Origin of the sequence: Streptococcus cristatus (genome assembly GCF_003943815.1) — a bacterium.
In the GTDB taxonomy this organism is placed as follows: Bacteria; Bacillota; Bacilli; order Lactobacillales; family Streptococcaceae; genus Streptococcus; species Streptococcus cristatus_F.
Genome location: NZ_RJNA01000007.1, coordinates 1 through 23,863, shown reverse-complemented (window position 1 = coordinate 23,863; position 23,863 = coordinate 1). Strand labels below are relative to the sequence as shown.

General features: G+C 41.5%; 22 protein-coding genes. 20 read left to right on the top strand and 2 right to left on the bottom strand.

Annotation, left to right across the window (positions count from 1 at the left end; genetic code table 11):
• Positions 1-7: 7 nt before the first annotated feature.
• The 9 genes from D8872_RS05805 (at position 8) to D8872_RS05765 (ending at position 9,641) form a co-directional block, all read left to right on the top strand.
• Entirely contained in the window at positions 8-1,075 is a 1,068-nt protein-coding gene (locus tag D8872_RS05805) for an ABC transporter ATP-binding protein (RefSeq protein ID WP_005591881.1), read from the top strand.
• A gap of 10 nt (positions 1,076-1,085) precedes the next feature.
• Positions 1,086-2,012: an ATP-binding cassette domain-containing protein gene (locus D8872_RS05800; RefSeq protein ID WP_125390270.1), complete on the top strand. Its 927-nt coding sequence runs from the start codon at positions 1,086-1,088 to the stop codon at positions 2,010-2,012.
• Between the two features lie 259 nt (positions 2,013-2,271).
• Positions 2,272-4,464, top strand: coding sequence for a PTS transporter subunit IIBC (locus tag D8872_RS05795; RefSeq protein ID WP_125372146.1), 2,193 nt, complete (start codon positions 2,272-2,274; stop codon positions 4,462-4,464).
• A 17-nt stretch (positions 4,465-4,481) separates the two neighbouring features.
• The gene (locus D8872_RS05790; protein ID WP_125390269.1) at positions 4,482-5,297 is read left to right on the top strand and encodes an endonuclease/exonuclease/phosphatase family protein; all 816 of its coding nucleotides are present in this window, start codon (positions 4,482-4,484) and stop codon (positions 5,295-5,297) included.
• Positions 5,298-5,519: 222 nt separating this feature from the next.
• Entirely contained in the window at positions 5,520-6,215 is a 696-nt protein-coding gene (gene liaF / locus D8872_RS05785) for a cell wall-active antibiotics response protein LiaF (protein WP_125390268.1), read from the top strand.
• Positions 6,212-7,231 carry an envelope stress sensor histidine kinase LiaS gene (locus D8872_RS05780; protein WP_125390267.1) on the top strand — a complete coding sequence of 340 codons (1,020 nt, stop codon included), beginning with the start codon at positions 6,212-6,214 and terminating at the stop codon, positions 7,229-7,231. Before liaF ends, D8872_RS05780 begins: the two co-directional genes overlap by 4 nt.
• Positions 7,209-7,841: a response regulator transcription factor gene (locus tag D8872_RS05775; protein WP_125372414.1), complete on the top strand. Its 633-nt coding sequence runs from the start codon at positions 7,209-7,211 to the stop codon at positions 7,839-7,841. Before D8872_RS05780 ends, D8872_RS05775 begins: the two co-directional genes overlap by 23 nt.
• A 37-nt stretch (positions 7,842-7,878) precedes the next feature.
• The gene (locus tag D8872_RS05770; RefSeq protein ID WP_125390266.1) at positions 7,879-9,279 is read left to right on the top strand and encodes a bifunctional Cof-type HAD-IIB family hydrolase/peptidylprolyl isomerase; all 1,401 of its coding nucleotides are present in this window, start codon (positions 7,879-7,881) and stop codon (positions 9,277-9,279) included.
• Complete coding sequence (locus D8872_RS05765; RefSeq protein ID WP_125390265.1) at positions 9,279-9,641, top strand: S1 RNA-binding domain-containing protein; 363 nt, start codon at positions 9,279-9,281, stop codon at positions 9,639-9,641. The genes D8872_RS05770 and D8872_RS05765 overlap by 1 nt, the downstream gene beginning before the upstream one ends.
• Positions 9,642-9,688: 47 nt before the next feature.
• On the opposite strand, the gene cysK is transcribed toward D8872_RS05765, so the two are convergent.
• Positions 9,689-10,618: a cysteine synthase A gene (gene cysK, locus D8872_RS05760; protein ID WP_125390264.1), complete on the bottom strand. Its 930-nt coding sequence runs from the start codon at positions 10,616-10,618 to the stop codon at positions 9,689-9,691.
• Between the two features lie 116 nt (positions 10,619-10,734).
• A complete protein-coding gene (locus D8872_RS05755; protein WP_125390263.1) occupies positions 10,735-11,370 on the bottom strand; it encodes a YigZ family protein in 636 nt (211 codons plus the stop codon).
• Positions 11,371-11,426: 56 nt separating this feature from the next.
• Between D8872_RS05755 and D8872_RS05750 the strand changes: the two genes are divergently transcribed.
• The 11 genes from D8872_RS05750 to nth all read left to right on the top strand — a co-directional run bounded on the left by D8872_RS05750 (position 11,427) and on the right by nth (position 23,588).
• The gene (locus tag D8872_RS05750; protein WP_125390262.1) at positions 11,427-12,728 is read left to right on the top strand and encodes an ATP-dependent helicase ComFA; all 1,302 of its coding nucleotides are present in this window, start codon (positions 11,427-11,429) and stop codon (positions 12,726-12,728) included.
• Positions 12,725-13,390: a ComF family protein gene (locus D8872_RS05745; RefSeq protein WP_005591894.1), complete on the top strand. Its 666-nt coding sequence runs from the start codon at positions 12,725-12,727 to the stop codon at positions 13,388-13,390. The genes D8872_RS05750 and D8872_RS05745 overlap by 4 nt, the downstream gene beginning before the upstream one ends.
• Positions 13,391-13,471: 81 nt before the next feature.
• The gene (hpf, locus tag D8872_RS05740) at positions 13,472-14,014 is read left to right on the top strand and encodes a ribosome hibernation-promoting factor, HPF/YfiA family (RefSeq protein ID WP_005591895.1); all 543 of its coding nucleotides are present in this window, start codon (positions 13,472-13,474) and stop codon (positions 14,012-14,014) included.
• A gap of 149 nt (positions 14,015-14,163) precedes the next feature.
• Positions 14,164-17,277, top strand: coding sequence for a pilus expression-regulating Snf2 family helicase (locus D8872_RS05735; protein ID WP_048792193.1), 3,114 nt, complete (start codon positions 14,164-14,166; stop codon positions 17,275-17,277).
• A gap of 41 nt (positions 17,278-17,318) precedes the next feature.
• Positions 17,319-17,990 (top strand): divisome accessory protein ZapJ, encoded by a 672-nt coding sequence (gene zapJ / locus D8872_RS05730; RefSeq protein WP_005591897.1) that lies wholly within the window; start codon positions 17,319-17,321, stop codon positions 17,988-17,990.
• A gap of 32 nt (positions 17,991-18,022) precedes the next feature.
• Positions 18,023-19,357, top strand: a complete 1,335-nt coding sequence (gene murC, locus D8872_RS05725) for a UDP-N-acetylmuramate--L-alanine ligase (RefSeq protein WP_125379775.1) — start codon at positions 18,023-18,025, stop codon at positions 19,355-19,357.
• 99 nt (positions 19,358-19,456) lie between these two features.
• Positions 19,457-19,972 (top strand): GNAT family N-acetyltransferase, encoded by a 516-nt coding sequence (locus D8872_RS05720; RefSeq protein ID WP_125390261.1) that lies wholly within the window; start codon positions 19,457-19,459, stop codon positions 19,970-19,972.
• Positions 19,969-20,466, top strand: a complete 498-nt coding sequence (locus D8872_RS05715; RefSeq protein ID WP_125390260.1) for a GNAT family N-acetyltransferase — start codon at positions 19,969-19,971, stop codon at positions 20,464-20,466. Before D8872_RS05720 ends, D8872_RS05715 begins: the two co-directional genes overlap by 4 nt.
• Positions 20,467-20,530: 64 nt before the next feature.
• Complete coding sequence (gene mltG, locus D8872_RS05710) at positions 20,531-22,333, top strand: endolytic transglycosylase MltG (protein WP_185761400.1); 1,803 nt, start codon at positions 20,531-20,533, stop codon at positions 22,331-22,333.
• 65 nt (positions 22,334-22,398) lie between these two features.
• Positions 22,399-22,881, top strand: coding sequence for a transcription elongation factor GreA (gene greA / locus D8872_RS05705; protein WP_005592281.1), 483 nt, complete (start codon positions 22,399-22,401; stop codon positions 22,879-22,881).
• 77 nt (positions 22,882-22,958) lie between these two features.
• Positions 22,959-23,588: an endonuclease III gene (nth, locus tag D8872_RS05700; protein ID WP_125390258.1), complete on the top strand. Its 630-nt coding sequence runs from the start codon at positions 22,959-22,961 to the stop codon at positions 23,586-23,588.
• The last annotated feature ends 275 nt before the right edge of the window (positions 23,589-23,863 follow it).

Here is a 23,863-nt window from a genome sequence, read left to right as displayed (position 1 = left end):
AGTAAATATGACAAAAAATAAAAATGTAATATTGACTGCTCGCGATATTGTCGTGGAATTTGACGTTCGTGACAGAGTATTGACCGCCATTCGAGGCGTTTCCCTTGACCTAGTTGAAGGTGAAGTTCTAGCTCTGGTTGGAGAATCTGGCTCTGGTAAATCTGTTTTGACAAAAACATTTACTGGAATGTTGGAAGAAAATGGCCGTGTAGCGCAAGGAACGATTGATTACCGAGGAACTGATTTGACGGCCCTAAAGAGCAACAAAGACTGGGAACCCATCCGTGGTGCTAAAATTGCGACTATTTTCCAAGATCCCATGACTAGTCTAGATCCTATTAATACAATCGGAAGTCAAATTACCGAAGTTATCATCAAACACCAAGGAAAAACAAGCAAAGAAGCCAAAGAAATGGCAATCGACTACATGACAAAAGTTGGAATTCCAGACGCTGAAAAACGTTTTGAAGAGTATCCCTTCCAATATTCTGGTGGGATGCGCCAACGGATTGTTATCGCGATCGCCTTGGCTTGTCGTCCAGATATTCTGATCTGTGATGAGCCAACAACAGCCCTCGATGTGACGATTCAAGCCCAAATTATTGACTTGCTCAAGTCATTGCAGGCAGAATACCATTTTACGACTGTCTTTATCACCCACGACCTTGGTGTTGTAGCAAGTATTGCTGATAAAGTAGCGGTTATGTATGCTGGTGAAATCGTTGAATATGGAACGGTTGAAGAAATCTTCTACGATCCAAAACATCCATATACATGGAGCCTGCTGTCTAGCTTGCCTCAGTTAGCTGAAGCAAATGGTGAACTTTACTCGATTCCAGGTACACCACCATCACTATACACTAGCATTAAAGGGGATGCTTTTGCACTTCGTTCGGACTATGCAATGGCTATTGATTTCGAAGAAAAAGCTCCTGCCTTTCAGGTTTCCGATACGCACTGGGCTAAGACCTGGCTCTTGCACGAAGATGCACCAAGGGTTGAGAAGCCAGCTATTATCGAAAACCTTCATGATAAAATTCGTTCAAAAATGGGCTTCAATCACTTAGAAGCTTAGGAGGAAGGAAATGACTGAAAAATTAGTTGAAATTAAAGATTTAGAAATTTCCTTCGGCGAAGGAAGTAAGAAATTTGTAGCTGTAAAAAATGCAAATTTCTTTATCAATAAAGGAGAAACTTTTTCCCTAGTAGGTGAATCTGGTTCTGGTAAGACAACCATCGGCCGTGCTATCATCGGCTTGAACGATACTAGTGCAGGTGAGATTTTATACGAAGGGAAAAAGATCAACGGGAAGCAATCTAAATCTGAGGAAGCTGAATTGATCCGTAAGATTCAAATGATTTTCCAAGATCCAGCTGCCAGCTTGAATGAGCGTGCGACGGTTGACTATATCATTTCAGAAGGTCTTTATAACTATCATCTTTTTGAAAATGAAGAAGACCGTCAGCAAAAGGTTAAGAATATCATTCGTGAAGTTGGTCTTTTAGCTGAGCATTTGACACGCTATCCTCACGAATTTTCTGGTGGTCAACGCCAGCGGATTGGGATTGCTCGTGCCTTAGTCATGGAGCCAGATTTCGTCATTGCGGATGAGCCAATCTCTGCCTTGGATGTTTCCGTCCGTGCGCAAGTCTTGAATCTTTTGAAAAAATTCCAAAAAGAACTTGGTTTGACCTATCTCTTTATCGCTCACGATCTTTCTGTAGTTCGCTTTATTTCAGATCGAATCGCTGTTATCTATAAAGGGGTTATCGTTGAGGTGGCAGAGACAGAAGAGTTGTTTAACAACCCTATCCACCCTTATACGCAGTCCCTTTTGTCTGCTGTGCCGATTCCAGACCCAATTTTGGAGCGCAAAAAGGTCTTAAAGGTTTACGATCCAGAGCAGCATGACTACTCAGTGGATCAACCTAGCATGGTTGAGATCCGTCCTGGTCACTATGTCTGGGCTAATCAGGCAGAAGCTGACCGCTATAAAAAAGAATATAAATAAAAAAGAAGCTGTAGAAACATGGAATTGAATGTTTCTCGGCTTTTTTTATTGTTATTTCAGTAAATTTATGGGAATATACGCAATCGCTTGCATACTAAAATTTTACCTTATTCTATATATTATTCCACTAAATATAGGAAAAAGTCCCAAAATAATTTTTATAAAAGCCTTTACAAAATTAAAAATAGTGGTATAATAGTATTATTCAATGCAAACGATTTCATCAAGGGGTGGTTTGTGAAAATATAAGGAGGTCTGGATGATGAAAGATTCATTCAAAAACATTTTTAGCTTTGAATTTTGGCAAAAATTCGGTAAAGCTTTGATGGTGGTTGTTGCGGTTATGCCCGCAGCAGGTTTGATGATCAGTATTGGTAAGTCAATTCCGATGATCAATCCTGAGCTAGGTTTTCTAGTGACTACTGGTGGCGTTTTAGAACAAATTGGTTGGGGGGTTATCGGTAACCTGCATATCCTCTTTGCTCTTGCTATTGGAGGTAGCTGGGCGAAAGAACGTGCTGGTGGTGCCTTTGCGGCAGGTCTATCCTTCATTTTGATTAACCGTATCACTGGGGTTATGTTTGGTGTATCAAGCGATATGCTGAAAGATTCTAAAGCAGTGGTTAGCACTTTCTTAGGAGGAAGCATCAAGGTTTCTGATTACTTTATCAGTGTTCTTGAGTCTCCTGCTTTGAATATGGGAGTTTTCGTCGGAATCATCGCAGGTTTTGTCGGAGCAACAGCTTATAACAAATACTACAACTTCCGTAAATTGCCAGATGCTTTGTCATTCTTTAATGGTAAGCGTTTTGTACCATTCGTTGTTATCTTGCGTTCAGCAATCGTAGCAATTGTTTTGTCATTCGTATGGCCAGTTGTTCAATCAGGTATTAACAACTTCGGTGTTTGGATTGCAAATTCACAAGATACTGCACCAATCCTAGCACCATTCATCTACGGTACTTTAGAACGTCTCTTGCTTCCATTTGGTTTGCACCACATGTTGACTATCCCAATGAACTATACTCAACTTGGGGGAACTTATGAAGTATTGACTGGTGCTGCTAAAGGAACTCAAGTATTTGGACAAGATCCACTTTGGTTGGCTTGGGCAACTGACTTGGTTGGTACTAAGACAGCTGATCCTACTAAGTACCAATATTTGCTTGACACATTCCATCCAGCTCGCTTCAAAGTTGGACAAATGATCGGTTCATTTGGTATCCTTATGGGTGTTGCTGCAGCTATTTACCGCAATGTAGATGCTGACAAGAAACACAAATACAAAGGTATGATGATTGCGACTGCTTTGGCAACCTTCTTGACAGGGGTTACTGAACCAATCGAGTACATGTTCATGTTTGTTGCAACACCGTTGTATATCATCTATGCTTTTGTACAAGGTGCTGCATTTGCAATGGCAGATATCGTCAACCTTCGTGTACACTCATTCGGATCAATCGAATTCTTGACTCGTACTCCAATGGCAATCAATGCTGGTTTGGGTATGGATGTCATCAACTTTATCTGGGTTACAGTTCTCTTTGCAGTGATCATGTACTTCATTTCTAACTTCATGATCAAGAAATTCAACTATGCAACTCCAGGACGCAACGGTAACTATGAAACAGCAGAAGGTTCAGATGAAGCTTCTTCATCAGAATCTGGTAATGGTAAAGTTGCTGCAGCTTCTCAAGCCGTTAATGTTATCAATCTTCTAGGTGGTCGTGCTAATATCGTTGATGTAGATGCATGTATGACTCGTCTGCGTGTAACTGTCAAAGATGCTGAAAAAGTTGGAACAGCAGAGCAGTGGAAAGCTGAAGGCGCTATGGGCTTGGTTATGAAAGGCCAAGGTGTTCAAGCAATCTACGGACCAAAAGCTGACGTTCTTAAATCTGATATCCAAGACTTGTTGGATTCAGGAGAAGTAATTCCTGAAACTCTACCAAGCCAAAAAGCTGAGTCTGCAGCTGCAGCAGTTAGCTACAAAGGTGTGACAGAAGCAATTGAAACCGTTGCTGATGGTGAAGTGGTCAAGTTGGAAGATGTGAAAGATCCAGTCTTCTCACAAAAAATGATGGGTGACGGATTTGCGGTTGAACCAGCAAATGGCAAGATCTATTCTCCAGTAGCTGGTAAAGTGACAAGCGTCTTCCCTACAAAACATGCTCTTGGTCTTTTGACTGAAGCTGGTCTTGAAGTTCTTGTTCATATCGGTTTGGATACTGTTAGCCTTGAAGGCAAACCTTTTGAAGTACATGTAGCAGAAGGACAAACCGTTGCTGCAGGTGATCTATTGGTAACAGCAGATTTGGCGGCTATTAAAGAAGCTGGTCGTGAAACAACCACTATCGTTGTTTTCACAAATGCTCCAGCAATCAAATCAGTAGCAGTTGAAAAATTCGGTAAAGTCGCTGCTAAGACAGTTGTGGCTAAAGTAGAATTGTAAGATAGAAAAGAGAAATCATGGCAAAATTCCTGACTTTAAATACTCATAGTTGGATGGAAGAAGAACAAGAAAGCAAGCTAAATCAGCTAGCTGAGCGGATTCTCCAAGAAAAATATGATGTCATTTGCCTGCAGGAAGTTAATCAATTAGTGGAGTCTGAACAGGTTGTTCAGGCTCCCTTCTATTATGCGGTAGATGGCGCCATTCCGATTCACCAGGACCACTATGCCCTGCGTCTGGTTGAGAAACTAGCTGAGGCAGGTCTGGACTATTACTGGTCTTGGGCTTATAATCATATTGGGTTTGATATTTACAATGAAGGGGTCGCAATCCTGTCTAGAAAACCCCTGAAGGCAAGAGAACTCTTGGTGTCTGATATCAATGATCCAAGTGACTACCATACACGTAAAGTCTTGCTGGCAGAAACGGAGCTCAATGGTCAGCCTATCACGGTTGCTTCTTGTCACTTATCTTGGTGGGATAAAGGCTTCCAAGGAGAGTGGGCGAAATTTGAATCTGAGCTCTTGCAAGTTGAGACTCCTCTTGTCCTCATGGGAGATTTTAACAATCCCGTTGATTACGAGGGTTACCAGCACATTCTTCAAAGCCCGCTTGTTCTTCAGGACAGCCATAAGGTGGCTGACCAAACGATTGGTACAGCGACGGTTGAAGGCGATATTGCTGGTTGGGCAGGAAACAAAGATGCTCTAAAAATTGATTATATTTTTACAAGTAAAGATTTCAATATTGAAAGATCTGCTGTTGTTTTTGATGGGAAACGTGGTCCAGTCGTTAGTGACCATTTTGGCTTGGAAGCTCAAGTCCATTTCTAAGTTTATCTAAACAATAGAAATAAAGTTAAAAATCGCTTTAGATGTTTGTTTTGCTTAAACAGCATTTGAAGTGATTTTTTGCTTTTTAGAGGAAAAGAGTAGAGAAGTCTAGCACCAAGAAGTTCAGCTGGTTAAGATAGGATAATCTTGCTATTTCATGCCTCAGACGGAGGTTTTTTTGCTTAATTTTGTTACAATAGACATGTAAGGAAGGGAATAGCTATGTGGAAAGTTCAATTATTCATCTTTGTTGAAGCGATTCTATTATCAATGGCGCTGGTTACCATGCTGGCTGCCGATTTTTCGCGTGTTGTTCTCATCATGCTACTCTTTCTCTTGTTTTTATATTATTATTTCGGCAAGCAGAGAGGCAATTCGCTATTGGTTGCGACCATGATTGTCTTCTTTTTCATTATCATGCTCAATCCTTTTGTTATTGCCGCTGTCCTCTTCGCCTTGATTTACGGCATGATTGTGGCCTATCCTTATCTTTATAAAGAAAATCAAGAAACCCATCTTTTCTTTGAAGATGCGACCGAAGTTCGGGCTGAAAAAAATCGTTGGTTGGGGGATTTGCAGCATTTCTCAAAGGATGACTGCCAGTTTCATGACATCAATCTCTTGAGAATGATGGGAAAGGATACCATTCATTTAGAGGATGTCATTGTGGTTAATCATGATAATGTGATTGTGATTCGTAAGGGCTTTGGGGACACCAAGATTATCATCCCTTTAGATGTAGAAATTCAGCTTCAGATTAACACTTTGTATGGAGATTTGAATTTTTTAAATCATCCGCCATGCAAGCTACGCAATGAAACGATTTCTCTGACGACGCCTGATTATAAGCGAGCCAGCAAAACGGTAAAAATTGTCTTGGTCAGCTTTTTAGGAAATGTGGAGGTTGTTAGAAAGTGAAAAAAACAAGTTATTTGCTTATTTTTCTCTATACCTTCTTCGTTTTAGGGATTATCTTTCATTACATTTTTAATCTTTTTAATTTAGAATGGCAAAAGCTGCTGAATAATCTGGAACTGCTCCAGTCCTTTGCCTTTTTTGTTCTGGTTCTGGGCTTAGCGCTGACTATTTTCTTGGCCGCTGCTGCGCGCTTTCTTCAGCACCTGTCTCTTTCTCAAGTTCAAAAGAATTTAAAAGCTATTTTAGAAGGCGGTGACATACAAGAAACCGGGCAGGTAGAACTGGACGATTCTCTTATCCGCTTAAAAGAAAAGTTGGATAGTCTAACCGAAAATTTGCAGAAATCTGAGAATCAGACCTTGCAGGCAGAAGAGAAGATTATCGAAAAAGAACGCAGGCGGATTGCTCGCGATTTGCATGATACGGTCAGTCAGGAGCTATTTGCTGCTAATATGATTCTTTCAGGTGTCGCTGGAAATGTGGAGCATCTTGATAAAAACAATCTCCAGAAGCAGTTAAAGGGAATCGCAGACATTCTAGAGACAGCGCAAAAAGACTTGCGGATCTTGCTCTTACATTTACGTCCGACAGAGTTGGAAAATCGGACCTTGGTAGAGGGCATGAATGTCTTAATCAAAGAGTTGACAGATAAGTCAGACTTGACTGTCCAGTTTAAGCATGAGGTGGTCAGCCTGCCCAAGCAGATAGAGGAGCATATTTTTAGGATTATCCAAGAAATAATCAATAATACCTTGCGCCATGCTCAGGCCAGTCGTCTGGACATCTATCTCTATCAGACGCCAAATAGACTCAAACTCAAGGTTTCTGATGACGGAATCGGTTTTGATCCGACTAGCTTGGCTGACATGAGTTATGGTTTGAAAAACATTGAAGATCGAGTGCATGATATGGCTGGCACCTTGAAGATTCTAACGGCTCCCAAAAAAGGAGTTTCTATCGAAATCAGTGTTCCATTGTTAGAAGGGGAAAAGAATGAGAATATTACTAGTGGATGACCATCAAATGGTCAGATTGGGCTTGAAAAGCTTTTTTGAATTACAGGACGATATTGAAGAAGTAACAGAAGCTACCAATGGTAGAGAAGGTGTCGAAAAGGCTCTGGAAGGCCGTCCAGATGTGATTATGATGGATATCGTCATGCCGGAGATGAGCGGCATTGATGCTACCTTGGCTATCTTGAAAGAATGGCCAGAGGCAAAGATTTTAATCTTGACTTCCTATCTGGACAATGAAAAAATCTATCCTGTGTTGGATGCTGGTGCCCGTGGCTATATGTTGAAGACTTCTAGTGCGGATGAAATTCTCCATGCCGTCAGAAAGGTTGCAAAGGGTGAATTTGCCATTGAAACAGAAGTCAGCAAGAAGGTCGAATACCATCGAAATCATATAGAGCTTTACGAGGATTTAACAGCGCGGGAGCGGGATATTTTGGGGCTTCTAGCTAAGGGTTATGAAAACCAGCGGATTGCTGATGAGCTCTTTATTTCCTTGAAAACGGTCAAGACGCATGTGTCCAATATTTTATCCAAGCTGGAAGTGAGCGATCGAACCCAGGCAGTCGTCTACGCTTTTCAGCATCATCTTGTTCCGCAAGACGATTTTTAATGATATAATAGAAGAGATTAAATTGAAAGAGGAAAATATGAAGGCAAAATTAAAATATAAGGCGAAAAAGATTAAGATTGTTTTCTTTGATATCGATGATACTTTGCGGGTCAAGGAAACGGGCTTCATCCCAGAATCGATCAAAGTTGTATTTAAGCAACTGAGAGAAAAGGGAATTCTGACAGGAATTGCTTCTGGTCGTGGCATTTTTGGAGTTGTTCCAGAAATTCGTGACTTGGATCCTGATTTTTTTGTTACCTTGAATGGGGCTTATGTTGAAAATAGAAAAGGCGAAGTCATTGCTAAAACGGTCGTTCCGCAAGAATGCGTGGAATCCTACATTTCCTGGACCAAGGAAGTGGGCATTGAGTACGGTTTGGTAGGTAGTCATGAAGCGGCTTTGTCTGTTCGTAATCCGATGATTTCGTCAGCAATTGATATCATTTATCCAGATCTGGCTGTCAATCCTGATTTTTACCAAGATCATGAAATCTATCAAATGTGGACTTTTGAGGATGTAGGTGACAGTTTGCAGTTGCCAGAAGATTTGGCCAAGTCTCTCCGTATGGTACGTTGGCATGAGTATTCATCGGATGTCGTACCGAAAGAAGGTTCAAAGGCAGCTGGCGTTGCCAAGGTCGTGGAGCACCTCGATTTCAAACCAGAAAATGTCTTAGTTTTTGGCGACGGACTCAATGATTTAGAATTATTTGACTATGCAGGGCTCAGTATTGCTATGGGAGTTTCCCATGAGGAATTGCAGAAAAAGGCTGATTTTATCACAAAAACGGTCGAAGAAGACGGCATCTTTGACGTCTTGGAACAATTGGGCATGGTGGAGAAAGAATTAACCTTCCCACAGCTCCATCTTGACGAGGTTCAAGGTCCAATTGCAAAGATCAAGACAAATCATGGTGAACTGAAGATTCAACTCTTCCCAGAGCAAGCACCCAAAACAGTTGCCAACTTTATCGCCTTATCAAAGGATAGCTACTATAACGGAGTAATCTTCCATCGAGTTATCAAAGATTTTATGATTCAAGGGGGCGATCCGACAGGTACTGGTATGGGCGGAGAGTCTATCTACGGCGAACGCTTTGAAGATGAGTTTTCACCCGAACTTTATAACATTCGTGGTGCCCTATCAATGGCGAATGCTGGACCAAATACCAATGGCAGTCAGTTCTTTATTGTCCAAAATAGCAGTCTTCCTTATTCAACCAAGGAATTGACTCGGGGAGGATGGCCAAAGCCAATCGCTGAAGTTTATGCTAGCAAGGGCGGGACACCGCATTTGGATCGCCGACATACTGTATTTGGTCAACTGGTGGATGAGGCTTCTTATGAAGTTCTGGACAAGATCGCAGCAGTTGAGACAGCTTCAATGGATAAACCGCTTGAGGATGTTGTTATTGAGACGATTGAGGTTATAGACTAATGAAAATCGGAGATAAGTTAAAGGGTAAAATTACAGGGATTCAGCCCTACGGTGCCTTTGTCGAACTAGAAAGCGGTCTGATCGGGCTCATTCATATTTCTGAGATTCGGACGGGCTATATCGACAATATTCACGATATTTTGAAAATTGGTGATCAGGTTCTTGTGCAGGTAGTAGATTATGATGAGTTTTCTGGTAAGGCCAGCTTATCGATGCGAACTTTGGAGGAGGAAAAACATCGTTTACCGAGACGACATCGCTTTTCAAATGATCGTTGTAAAATTGGATTTGCGCCCTTAGGTAAGCAATTGCCAATCTGGATAGGGGAAGCCAAAGCTTTTCTGAAAGAACAAAAAGAGTAAAAAATTCCTACCCAAACGGGTAGGAATTTTGTTAACTCTTTTCACGATTAAGCGTCAAATTCGTAGAGAGCGGTAGATAGGTAACGTTCACCATTATCAGGTGCTAGGGCAAGGACTTTCTTACCAGCTCCTAGTTTTTTAGCGACTTCGATGGCTGCAAAAATAGCCGCAGCAGATGAAATTCCGACTAGGAAACCTTCCTGACCACCAATATGGCGTCCTAACTCTAGCGCTTGATCAGAAGTCACGCGGACAATACCATCATAGGATGCTGTATCCAAGGTCTCTGGAATGAAGCCAGCTGAAAGTCCTTGGATTTTGTGAGGACCTGGTTTCTCACCAGAAAGGATAGCAGATTCATCCGCTTCAACCGCATAGATTTGGACATTTGGATTCGCTTTTTTAAGAGCATGAGAGACACCAGAGATAGTCCCACCAGTTCCGACACCACCGACAAAAGCGTCCAGTCCAGTTTCACCGAAAGCAGCGATAACTTCTGCTCCTGTTGTTCGTTCGTGAACCTCTGGATTAGCCGGATTGTTAAACTGCAGTGGCAACCAGCCATTTCGTTCTTTAGCGATTTCTTCTGCCTTGGCAATAGCGCCTTTCATTCCTTCGCTACCCGGAGTCAAAACTAGCTCCGCTCCATAAGCTTGGATAATCTTGCGGCGCTCCACACTCATAGTTTCTGGCATCACAATGACAACCTTGTAGCCTTTAGCTGCTCCAACCCATGAAAGACCAATACCAGTATTTCCGCTGGTTGCTTCCACAATAGTATCGCCAGGCTTGATAAGGCCATCGCGTTCAGCGGCCTCAATCATACTGAGAGCAATCCGGTCTTTGACAGAAGAGCCAGGGTTGAAGGCTTCTAACTTGACATAAACTTCAGCGGCTCCTTCAGGAACAATATTATTAAGTTTAACAATTGGCGTTCTTCCAACTAATTCTGTGATATTTTGATAAATGTTTGCCATTTTTCCTACCTCAATACTTTAATGAGACTAGTATAAGCTGAAAGTGGCACTTTGTAAAATATAAAAAAGCTATGGCCACGATAAAAATTCTTTATCACTAGGCCTAGCCCTTAAGATTATTCAACTGTTAAAGGAATTTCAACCTCGCGCAAACCTTGATCGTCAATTTGGATTTTTCCATTGAAAAATTCAACTAATTTCTGCTCTAGCGTTTCTTTTTCCTGCTTGTCGATATAGATGGTTGTGGCAACTAGATCTGTGAACTCTGTATCGAATTCGATCAGATCTTCAGCTTTTAAAAAGTTATCGAAGTTTTGGTACTGGCTGTAATATATTTTGAGGCGCAGGCCCGCCTGTTCTTTGATTTCGATCAGGCCAATTTCTTTAATTGCCAAAGCGACGCTGCCAGCATAAGCCCGAATGAGCCCACCAGCTCCTAGCTTAATCCCACCAAAATAGCGCGTGACCACAAAGCAGACATTGGTCACCTGGTGATTCTCCATGACACCTAGCATAGGAATGCCTGCCGTACCACTGGGCTCGCCGTCATCACTGGTTCGTTTGATTTCACTTTTCTCCCCGACAATAAAAGCAGAGCAATTATGAGTGGCTTTATAGTGCTCTTTTTTGATAGCAGCAATAAAATCCCTGGCTTCCTCTTCTGAGTAAACGCGCTTGGCGTGGCAAATGAAACGAGATTTTTTAATTTCTTCTTGGGCTTGGCCGTCTTGTCTAATTGTTCTATATTCCATAGTTTTATTGTACACAAAAAAATAGATTTTTCCAAAAGTTTTACGAATAAAAAAGTATGTTAGAAAGAAATGATTGCCTAGGTAGAATATTTACAAAGGATCAGCTCAGCCCTGAGCTGCGCTTGCAGGCCCAGCGACTGCCCAGTATGCGAGAGGAAAGGAAGAAGTTGTTTTGCGGCCGCTGTGGCTCTCAAGTGGACAAGGAGAACTACCAACTACCTGTCAATGCCTACTATTGCAGGGAATGCTTGATTTTGGGGAGAGTTCGGAGTGATCAAGAACTCTACTATTTTCCACAGGAAGATTTCCCAGAAAATCAGGTACTCAAGTGGCAGGGACAATTAACAGCCTTTCAAGCGAAAGTTTCTCAGGGACTGTTAGAGTCAGTTGCTCAAAAACAGAATAGCCTAGTCCATGCAGTGACTGGGGCGGGCAAAACGGAAATGATTTATCAGGTGATTGCAGAAGTGATTGATCGTGGAGGTGCCGTTTGCCTAGCCAGCCCTCGGATTGATGTCTGTTTGGAGCTTTATCGCCGGCTCAAGCTGGATTTTGCCTGCCCGATTTCGCTTTTGCATGGGGAATCCGAGCCATATTTTCGTAGTCCCTTGGTCATTGCTACTACCCATCAGCTCCTCAGATTTTATCAAGCCTTTGATTTGCTGATTGTGGACGAGGTAGATGCTTTTCCTTATGTGGACAATCCTGTACTCTACCATGCCGTGGAGCAGTCAGTCAAGGAGGAGGGAACGACGATTTTCTTAACTGCCACTTCGACGGATGAGCTAGATAAAAAAGTTCAAAAAGGAGAATTAAAACGACTTAGTCTTCCTCGTCGCTTCCATGGCAATCCTTTGATTGTGCCCCAAAAAGTTTGGCTGGCAGATTTTCAAAAATATCTAGCAAAAAAGAAACTACCACCTAAATTGAAGAAGTATATCGAGAGACAGAGAAAAACAGGCTTTCCCTTACTGATCTTTGCCTCGGAAATCAAAAGAGGTCAAGAATTTGCGCAAGTTTTGGAGGAGATATTTCCAGCGGAAAGAGTCGGATTTGTGGCTTCGACAACTGAAAATCGTCTAGAAATCGTTGAAGAGTTTCGCAAACGAGAAATTACTATTCTAGTCACGACGACCATCCTAGAGCGTGGTGTGACCTTTCCCTGTGTAGATGTCTTTGTTCTGGAAGCCAACCATCGCCTCTTTAGTCGTAGCGCCTTGGTTCAGATTTCTGGCCGAGTGGGACGTAGTATGGAGAGGCCAACGGGAGATTTATTCTTCTTTCACGATGGTACCACACATTCAATCGAAAAAGCGATTCGTGAAATCAAACTGATGAACAAGGAGGCCGGCCTATGAGAAATTGCTTGTTATGCAGCCAGGCAGTAGAAGAAAATAGGACTTTTTCTTCCTTGATTTTATTACAAAAAGAGCAAAATACAATTTGTAAACATTGTCGAGCAGGATTTGAAGCGATTTCCTCTATCCATTGCCCACGTTGCTGGAAGGATGGGGAAGCGAAAGTCTGCTCGGATTGTCAAATATGGGAAACGCAAGGCTATTTGGTGCAGCATCAGGCTTGCTTTCTTTATAATGATTTGATGAAGGATTTCTTCAGCAAATACAAGTTTCAAGGAGATTATCTTCTGAGATTTGTTTTTGCGGAAGTTCTCAAAAAAAGTCTCAGAAACTTCAAAGAATATACTCTGGTTCCTATTCCAGTCAGCCCTGAAAAATACCAAAGTCGAGGTTTTAATCAGGTGGAAGGCTTCTTGCAAGCGGCTGGTTTGCCTTATAAACAGTTGCTGGAAAAGCAGGATGCGCTTGCCCAATCCAGTAAAAATCGCCAAGAACGTTTAAAAAGCCAGCAATGTTTTACATTGGTAAAAGATGTCCTTCTGCCAGAAAAAATTCTTCTGATAGATGATGTATATACGACTGGAAAAACCTTGCAATTAGCTCGAGAATTATTGCTGGAAGCAGGTGTGAAAGAAGTTTTGACATTTTCACTCGCAAGATAAGAAAATATTTGCAAAAAAAGAATGAAAGCGTTATAATGATATTGTAAATAAAACATTTATGTTTAGAAAGAAGGTACTTATATGCTTAAATATAGTATCCGTGGTGAAAACCTAGAAGTAACTGATGCTCTCCGTGACTACGTAGTTTCTAAACTTGAGAAGATTGAGAAGTATTTCCAAGCAGAGCAAGAACTTGATGCACGGATAAATTTGAAAGTGTACCGGGAGAAGACGGCGAAAGTCGAAGTAACGATTCCTCTTGGTTCTATTACCCTTCGGGCAGAAGATGTTTCGCAAGATATGTACGGATCTATCGACCTAGTTATCGATAAGATTGAACGTCAGATTCGTAAGAATAAGACAAAAATTGAAAAGAAAAACCGGAACAAGGTTGCAACTAGCCAGTTGTTCACTGATGCTTTAGTAGAAGACGCTGATGCAGCATCTTCCAAAGTAGTACGTTCTAAGCATATTGATTTGAAACCAATGGATCTAGATGAAGCTATTTTGCAAATGGATTTGTTGGGACATGACTTCTTCATCTACACAGATGTTGAAGATAGTACAACGAATGTTATCTATCGTCGTGAAGATGGAGATATCGGTTTGTTAGAAGTAAAATAATGTAAAAGAGCTGTCCAATGGACGGCTCTTTGTTGTAGAGAAAGCTCTCGCTTATTCTACTTCAAAGAATGTTTGCAAATAAAGAAATTCTATTTTATTTTTATAGCTGTCCTATGGTATAATAAAGGGATAAATGTTAGGTGGTAGGTATGGCTAAATTAATTCCAGGTAAAATTCGAACGGAAGGAATTGCCCTCTGTGACAGCAAAAAAGTCGAAATTCTTGACGTCAAAGATTCCTTTTTATACACGCGCGTGGATCAGTACAATCTACGCTATAGTCTAGATGATGATGCAGTTTTCTGCTCCTGTGATTTTTTTCAAAAGAAGAAGTACTGTGCCCATCTGGCTGCCTTGGAATATTTTTTGAAAAATGATTCGGTGGGTAAAGATCTGCTGGCGAAGATGACAGACAAAGAGTCTTCTAGTCAGGAAGCCCAGAAATTGGTTTCTTTTGGTAGCCTTTTTTTGGATAAGATTTTGCTAGATAAATCCAGTCAGCAAATGCGTTATGAGCTATCAGCGACTGGACAGGAAGATGCTTACACAGGACAATTTTTATGGAGCCTGCGGATTAGCCGTCTGCCGGATGAGCGCTCTTATGTAGTGCGTGATATTTTGTCCTTTTTGAGAACCTTGAATAAGGGTGGGCATTATCAAATCGGTAAGAACTACTATGAGCCTATCCGAATGGAGAATTTTGATGAAGCTAGTCAAGACCTACTAGAATTTTTACGAGGCTTGGTGACGGATTATAAGGGACAGGACTCTTCGTTGGTCTTTCCCAATGCTGGGCGGCACCTTTATTTTCCAGCCAGTCTTTTTGAGGAAGGCGTGACTCGCTTGATGAATCTCACTTCGTTTCGTTTGGAATATAGCTTTTATGATTATGCTGAGGTATTTTTCCAAGATTTGCATGAAGAGGCGGAGATTTATCAGTTTGAGGTGCAAGAACGGGAAAACTTTTTTGAGCTGCTGATATCTGAAAAGAATTATAAGCTGCTCTATGGGGGGCAATTTATCTTTCATAATCAGACCTTCTATCAACTGACAGCTCAGCAGACCAAGTTAGTCAAGGCATTACAGGAATTGCCGATTGAGCAAGAGCGCGTCAAGCGCCTGCAGTTTGATGTGTCTGAGCAGTCCAAACTGGCAGTGAGTCTGCTTGAGTTTAAAAAAATTGGCCGTGTGACAGCACCTGAGCGACTGTTCATTCATGATTTTACCGTGGATTTCAATTTTTATTTAGGGGCTGACAAGCAAGTATTGCTGGATCTTGTCTTTGATTATGGTAGTCAGACTGTAACCAGTCGTGAAGAGCTGATAAATCTACCTTTTGCCAGCAATTTTGAGCGGGAACAGCAAGTTTTTAAAGCAATGCTGGAGGCAGGTTTTGCAGATGATTTTATCAGCCAGCGTCCGCCTTTACGACCCGAAGAAATTTACCGTTTCTTCTCTGTCTTGATTCCGCGCTTTAGAGCATTGGGCAATGTCTACTTGTCAGATGAGCTGCAGAGTCTATCACAAACAGCACCTCCGAAGGTTTCCATCAGTATGAATGGTGGGCTCTTGGATATTGGCTTTGATTTTACTGGTATCGATCAGTCTGAGGTAGATGATGTTCTAGATTCGTTGTTGAGCCAAAAGGATTACTTTATCAGCAAGACGGGTCAAGTTGTGATTTTTGATGAGAATAGTAAGCGAATCAGCCAGACCTTGCAACAATTGAGAAGCAAACACTCCCGAAATGGGGTCATCCAAACGCATAGCCTGGCTGCCTATCAACTCTCTGAATTGTTCAAAGATCAGGAAAGGGTTGACTTGTCGGAGGATTTTCGCCAGCTGGCTTATGATTTGACCCACCCAGAGGATTTTCCTCTGCCTAAGCTGAAAGTTCAGGCAGAGCTTCGAGATTATCAAGAAACGGGTGTAAAATGGCTATCCATTCTGAATAAATATGGATTTGGTGGCATTCTAGCCGATGACATGGGCTTGGGAAAGACCCTTCAGACCATTTCTTTCTTGACTGCTCATTTGACCAAGTCTAAGAAAGTTTTGATTTTGGCGCCGTCGAGTCTAATTTACAACTGGAGCGATGAGTTTGCCAAATTTGCTCCAGACCTAGATGTCGCTGTTGTGTATGGACTGAAAAATGTTCGAGATGCTGTGATTGCGGAAGACCATCAGATTACCATTACCAGTTATGCTTCCTTCAGACAAGATGTTGAAGAGTATAAAGGACTTCATTTTGACTATTTGGTATTGGACGAAGCGCAGGTCATGAAGAATGACCAGAGCAAGATTGCTCAATATCTGAGAGCATTTGAGGTGGAGCGGACTTATGCCTTGTCTGGCACGCCGATTGAAAATCATCTCGGCGAACTTTGGTCAATTTTTCAGATCGTCCTTCCGGGCTTATTACCGAGCAAGAAAGCTTTTTTGAAGATGCCGGCAGAAACGGTTGCGCGCTATATTAAACCCTTTGTCATGAGGCGTAAGAAAGAAGAAGTCTTGCAGGAGCTTCCTGATTTGATTGAGATTTCTTATCGTAATGAACTCGCAGACAGCCAGAAAACGATTTATCTAGCTCTGCTCAAGCAAATGCAGGAGCGAATTCTCCATGCAACAGAGGAGGAAATCAATCGTAGTAAAATCGAAATTTTGTCTGGTCTTATGCGACTCCGTCAAATCTGTGATACTCCCAAGCTTTTTATGGATGATTACGATGGGGAAAGCGGCAAGCTGGAAAGTTTACGTGAGCTGTTGGAGCAGATCCAAGACGGTGAACATCGTGTTCTGATATTTTCACAATTCCGTGGCATGCTGGATATTATCGAGCAAGAACTGAACCAGATGGGAATGGAGTCCTTCAAAATCACAGGCTCAACTCCAGCAAAAGAACGTCAGGAGATGACCAAAGCCTTTAATCAAGGAGAAAGATCAGCCTTCCTGATTTCTCTTAAAGCTGGTGGTGTCGGTCTCAATCTAACTGGTGCAAATACTGTTATTTTAGTGGATCTTTGGTGGAATCCTGCAGTAGAAGCCCAAGCTATTGGTCGGGCTCATCGCATCGGTCAGGAACGGAATGTAAAAGTTTATCGTATGATTACACGGGGGACTATTGAAGAAAAAATTCAGGAATTACAGGACACCAAACGAAATCTAGTTTCAACGATTCTAGATGGTGCAGAGTCTCGCTCTAGTCTTTCGATGGAAGAAATTCGAGAAATTCTTGGAATTTCATCTGAATCGCTTGAAAAATAGTTTGAATAGTTTATAATAATGAAGAGTTGAAAGGACATGCTATGACAAATACTAAATTTCCTATAATTGCTGATGACGAAATCATGTTGACAGAAATGCCACACATGAATTTGTACGATGAGTTGGATCTGATTAGCAACATTAAAGGGGACTATCAGGACCGTAATTATTTAGAATGGATGCCGATTGCTAAGCCAGAAAATCCTGCTCATGCTACTCCTAGTCAAACTGTAAGTAAAGCTAGAAAGAAGCAAGCTCCAGTTACGGACTTTAAAAAGCCGATTGATAAGAAAGATCCAGCTATTCGCTATGCTGAGCAAGCACGAGAGGAAGCTCGGGCTGATCTGAGGAAAAAACGTTCAGCTGCTTATTTGACGAGCAAGCTCCCAAATAAGGTTCGTAGTCGGAAGGTGGCACCTCCTTTTGAGGGAAATCCAGTTAAACCAACAGCCCCTTTCCAAAAGGAAAATCCAGGTGAGTTAACGAAGTTCAGTGATAAGCTAAAGCAAGATAGCTACATATTAGCAGATGTTCAGTCTCAACCTCTCATAGAAGTACCAACGAATCCAGAAAAAAAGAAAAAGAATAACTACGATTTTCTCAAAACCAGCCAAGTCTATAACAAGGGCAAGAAGCGAGAAAAACACAATAAGCATAAAAAAGCACAGGAATTGGACATCACCAAGTTGAGTTCAGATGCCCAAGGACAATAAGGCTTCAGTTGTTTAAGATTTAAGGAGTAATCATGACGAAAACCTATCATTTTATCGGAATTAAGGGCTCAGGTATGAGCGCTTTGGCTTTGATGTTGCATCAGATGGGCCATAAGGTTCAGGGAAGCGATGTTGATAAATATTATTTCACTCAGCGTGGTCTGGAGCAGGCTGGGATTCCCATTTTGCCTTTCGATGAGAAAAATCTCCAGTCAGATTTTGAAATTATTGCCGGTAATGCCTTCCGTCCAGATAACAATGTGGAAATTGCCTATGCAGATGCCAATGGTATTAGCTACAAGCGCTACCATGAATTTTTGGGTAGCTTTATGCGTGACTTTGTCAGCTTAGGAGTAGCAGGTGCTCACGGGAAAACTTCGACAACGGGTATTCTTTCTCATGTTCTGTCTAATATCACAGATACTAGCTATCTAATTGGGGATGGTACAGGTCGCGGTTCTGCTAATGCCAAGTATTTTGTCTTTGAATCAGACGAGTACGAACGTCATTTTATGCCTTATCATCCGGAATATTCGATCATCACCAATATTGACTTCGATCATCCGGATTATTTCACAAGCTTGGAAGATGTCTTTAATGCTTTCAATGATTACGCCAAGCAGATTACAAAAGGACTCTTCGTTTATGGAGAAGACGAGCAACTACGCCGTATTACTTCAAATGCGCCGATTTACTACTATGGTTTCAAGGAAGAAGGCAACGACTTTGTTGCTCACGACCTCTTGCGTTCTACTAGTGGTTCAGGATTTAAAGTTTCCTTCCGTGGGCAAGAGCTGGGTGAGTTCCAGATTCCAAGCTTTGGCCGTCACAACATTATGAATGCGACAGCGGTCATCGGTCTCCTCTACATTGCAGGTATTGACTTGAATCTAGTAAGGGAACATCTCAAGACCTTTAGTGGGGTTAAGCGCCGCTTTACAGAAAAGATTGTCAACGACACAGTCATTATTGATGACTTTGCCCATCATCCAACGGAAATTATCGCGACTCTGGATGCAGCTCGTCAGAAATATCCAAGCAAGGAAATTGTGGCCATCTTCCAGCCGCACACCTTCACTCGGACCATTGCTCTCTTGGACGAATTTGCGGAAGCCCTCAATCAAGCTGACTCAGTCTATCTAGCCCAGATTTACGGATCTGCGCGTGAGGTGGATAGGGGCGATGTCAAAGTCGAAGATTTGGCTGAAAAGATTGTGAAGCGTGCCAAGGTGATTGACGTGGATAATGTTTCTCCGCTTCTTGACCACGATAATGCCGTTTATGTCTTTATGGGAGCTGGAGATATCCAGACCTATGAATATTCCTTTGAACGTCTCTTGTCCAATCTGACCAGCAACGTTCAGTAGGAGGTGACTGGTGGGAGCTGGAGATATCCAGACCTATGAATATTCCTTTGAACGTCTCTTGTCCAATCTGACCAGCAACGTTCAGTAGGAGGTGACTGGATGGAAGCACCAATTCGAATTAGGCAGGCCGACTCTAGCGACTGGGAAAAAATTTTTGCAATCGAGCAGTTGAATTTTCCAGCAGCAGAAGCAGTCGGTGCAGAAGTTCTCAAAGAGCGGATTGAACGCATCTCGGATACTTTTTTGCTGGCAGAGCTGCATGGTCAGCTGGCGGGCTATATTGTTGGGCCAGCTGTTCAGGAGCGATATCTGACAGATGATCTCTTTAGCAAGGTCAGATCCAACCCTTCAGCAGGTAGCTTCATTGCTGTCCAAAGGCTGTCCGTCCATCCTGATTTTCAGAGGCAGGGGGTCGGAACCTTATTGCTTGCAGCTCTCAAGGAGACAGCTGTTCAGCAAAATCGACAGGGTATTAGCCTAATCTGTCATGATGAGCTGATACCTTATTATGAGATGAATGGTTTCGTCCACGAAGGCATTTCTGACTCAACTCATGGTGGGGGTGTTTGGTCTGATATGGTGTGGGAAAATCCCAATTTTAAGGAGAAAGAATGATTATCCGTCAAGCTCAAATGGCTGATTTAGATGCCATTTATGCTATCGAATTGGAAAATTTTAGTCCAGAAGAGGCTATTAGTCGTGAAATACTGGCGAAACACATTGAAAAGATTTCCTCAACTTTTTTGGTTGCAGAAAAAAATGGCAAGATTTTGGGCTATTTAGAAGGTCCTGTCCGACCAGAACGCTATTTAAAAGATATTTCCTTTACGGAGGACGTTGAAGATTATAGCTATCTGGCTGGCGGATTTATCTCTGTGACTAGTCTATCCATTTCTAAAGAAGCACAGGGCTTGGGTGTAGGAAAAGCCTTGTTGAAAGTTATGAAGGAGATTGCGATTGCTGATGAACGCCACGGCATTAATCTCACTTGTCATGATTATTTGATAGCCTACTATGAGCAACATGACTTTGTCAACGAAGGCCGTTCAGCCTCAACGTATGCAGATGAAGTATGGTTTGATATGGTTTGGGAAAATCCCCAGATATAACTTTCATAAATAATATAGTTTTAAAAGTCGGATATGATTGCATTTATCTGACTTTTAAGATATAATGTTAGGGATTATGAAGAAGGAGATCAAGTTTTTGACTGAAAATTCACAGGATAACGAAAAGACGCTGAGTTTTAAAGAGAAAATTTTGAATGAGTTGGCAGCAGCCAATGGTACCCAAAATCACTCAGTTCAGGAAGAAGCGCAGCCTCTTTTAGGTAAAGAAATGGAATTGGCGGAGAGCTTGGAATCTCTCGTTTCTGCTGTTGAAAAATCTCATGAGGTTCTAGAGAAGGATACTTCAGTAGAGGAAGAACCTAGTAAGATCAAAGTAGAAGAGCCAATGGGAAAAAGCGATCCTACTGTTCATACTCAGGCAGATGTGCTAGAAAATATAGTTCGTAATTCTACGATTTCGGAAGTTCCATCAAATGTTGATGGACCAGGACAAGCTGATGTTGCTAAGAAGGAAAATATAGAGTCTGGAGAGGTTCAAACTTCTGTGCCTCATTCAGAAGTTTATCAAGAAAAGGCAGTACCAGTTGCAGATGAGATAAAAGAAACAATGTTACCTGATTCAAACACTACAGATGAAAGAGAAGCTAAAAAAGACTTTTCTACTGCAGAACCAACGCTAAGCCGTAGAGATGTTGCTCATGGAAAGAAACGTTCACGTGCAGATCGTACCAATAGTAGTAAAAAGAAAAAACGTAAAAACGGCCTAGCCAATCGAATCGTGATGACAGTCTTGGTACTTTTCCTATTGGGCCTTGGTATTACTGGTTTTGTAGGATACAATTATGTCTCTTCAGCGCTGAAACCAGTAGATGCCAAATCAGCAGAGTATGTGACAGTGGAAATTCCTGCCGGTTCTAGCACCAAACAAATCGGAGAGATTTTAGAAAAGAAAGGCCTGATTAAGAACGCTCAAGTCTTTAATCTTTATTCAAAAATCAGAAGTTATGGTAATTTCCAATCTGGTTACTATAATCTTCAAAAGAGTATGGACTTAGACACGATTGCTAAGCAATTACAAGAAGGTGGAACAGATACACCACAGCCTCCAGTTCTTGGCAAGATAACAATTCCTGAGGGATACACTTTGGAGCAAATTGCCGAAGCAACTACTGTCAATGCTGCAAAAACTGCGAACAAGAATACTAAAACACCATTCAGTAAGGAAGATTTTCTAAATAAAGCTCAAGATGAAGACTTTATTGCAAAAATGGCAGCTAAATATCCGCAGCTTCTAGCAACTTTGCCGAGCAAGGATAGTGGTGTTAAATATCGTCTTGAAGGTTATCTTTTCCCAGCTACTTATGATTATGGAAAAGAAACCACGGTTGAAGAACTGCTTGACCAAATGTTGGCTGCTATGAATACCAATCTATCGCAGTATTACTCAACAATTGAGTCTAAGAATCTGACGGTTAATGATGTTTTAACACTCGCCTCTTTAGTTGAAAAAGAGGGATCAACTGATCAGGATCGCAAAGATATTGCGAGCGTCTTTTATAATCGTTTGAACCAAGCTATGCCACTTCAGAGCAATATTGCGCTTCTTTATGCTCAAGGAAAACTTGGTCAAAAGACAACTCTTAAAGAAGATGCTGAAATTGATACAAATCTTGACTCGCCTTATAATGTGTACAAGAAGCAAGGTTTGATGCCTGGTCCAGTAGATAGTCCAAGCCTGTCTGCTATCGAAGCTACCATTAATCCAAGTAAGACAGAGTACTTGTATTTTGTAGCAAATGTGGAAACAGGGGCTGTATATTTTGCAAATACTTACGAAGAACACGCTAAGAATGTGGAAGAACACGTTAATAGCAAATTAAACCAATCAGGTGAAAGTTCTAACTAAATTATGTGGTTTTCCACATAATTTTGTTTTATCAAAAAAATAGAAAGAAGAGAGAAAATAAAGTAATGGCTGAAAAAACTTATCCTATGACCCTTGTAGAAAAGGAAAAATTAGAACAAGAATTAGAAGAATTGAAATTAGTTCGACGTCCAGAAGTAGTAGAACGCATTAAAATTGCTCGTTCTTACGGAGATTTATCAGAAAATAGTGAATATGAAGCAGCAAAGGACGAGCAGGCTTTCGTTGAAGGACAAATTTCAAGTCTGGAGACTAAAATTCGCTATGCTGTGATTGTTGATAGTGATTCGGTGGCTAAAGATGAAGTTGCCATCGGTAAAACTGTTACGATTCAAGAAGTCGGTGAGACTGAAGAAGAAGTATACATTATCGTTGGTTCAGCTGGTGCGGATGCCTTTGCGGGAAAAGTTTCAAATGAAAGTCCGATTGGTCAAGCATTGATTGGTAAGAAGACTGGTGATATTGCAACAGTAGAAACACCAGTTGGCAGTTATGACGTCAAAATCCTAAAAGTTGAAAAAACAGTATAAGAAAGGTCGAGCACGCTCGGCTTTTTCTTTATCAATTTATGCTATAATATAGAACAAGCAAAGGAGATTCTATACTGATGGTTCTATCAAAAAAACGAGCACGCCATGTCATCGAGGAGATTATTGCCCTATTTCCTGATGCCAAACCGAGTTTAGATTTTAGAAATCATTTTGAGCTACTCGTGGCAGTCATGTTATCCGCTCAAACGACAGATGCTGCGGTTAATAAAGCTACACCAAATCTATTTTTAGCTTATCCTACTCCAGAAGCTATGGCAGCAGCATCCGAGGCAGATATTGCCAAGCACATTTCACGCTTAGGACTTTATCGAAATAAGGCCAAGTTTCTAAAAAAATGCGCCCAGCAACTCTTGGACGATTTCAATGGACAGGTGCCTCAGACTCGGGAAGAATTAGAAAGTTTAGCTGGGGTGGGGCGTAAGACAGCTAACGTGGTCATGAGTGTAGGGTTTGGTATTCCAGCTTTTGCCGTTGATACGCATGTTGAACGTATTTGTAAACACCACGATATTGTCAAAAAGTCAGCAAGTCCTTTAGAAGTTGAAAAACGTGTTATGGATGTTCTCCCACCTGAACGCTGGCTAGCTGCCCATCAGGCTATGATCTACTTTGGTCGGGCTATTTGTCACCCCAAAAATCCAGAGTGCGAACACTATCCTCAACTTTACAACTTTGATCATGTTTAAGTTAGTGCCTTTGAATACTAAATTTCACTAGGCGACGAACGCTTTAAGGGGCGTAAAAGACTGTTGCGAGAGTTAGAGGAATATTTAATAGACTTCAGCAGCACGGTGATATAGAGAATAAGGGAGAGGTAAGAGGGAGATGTTACCTTTCCCTATTAGTTATTGATTTATCAGTGATTTTGATGGTGGTGGGAAATAAATTTGTAAAAAAGATAAAAAAATTCAAAAAAAGTGTTGACAAGGGAGTGGATAGGTGATATACTGATATAGTTGTC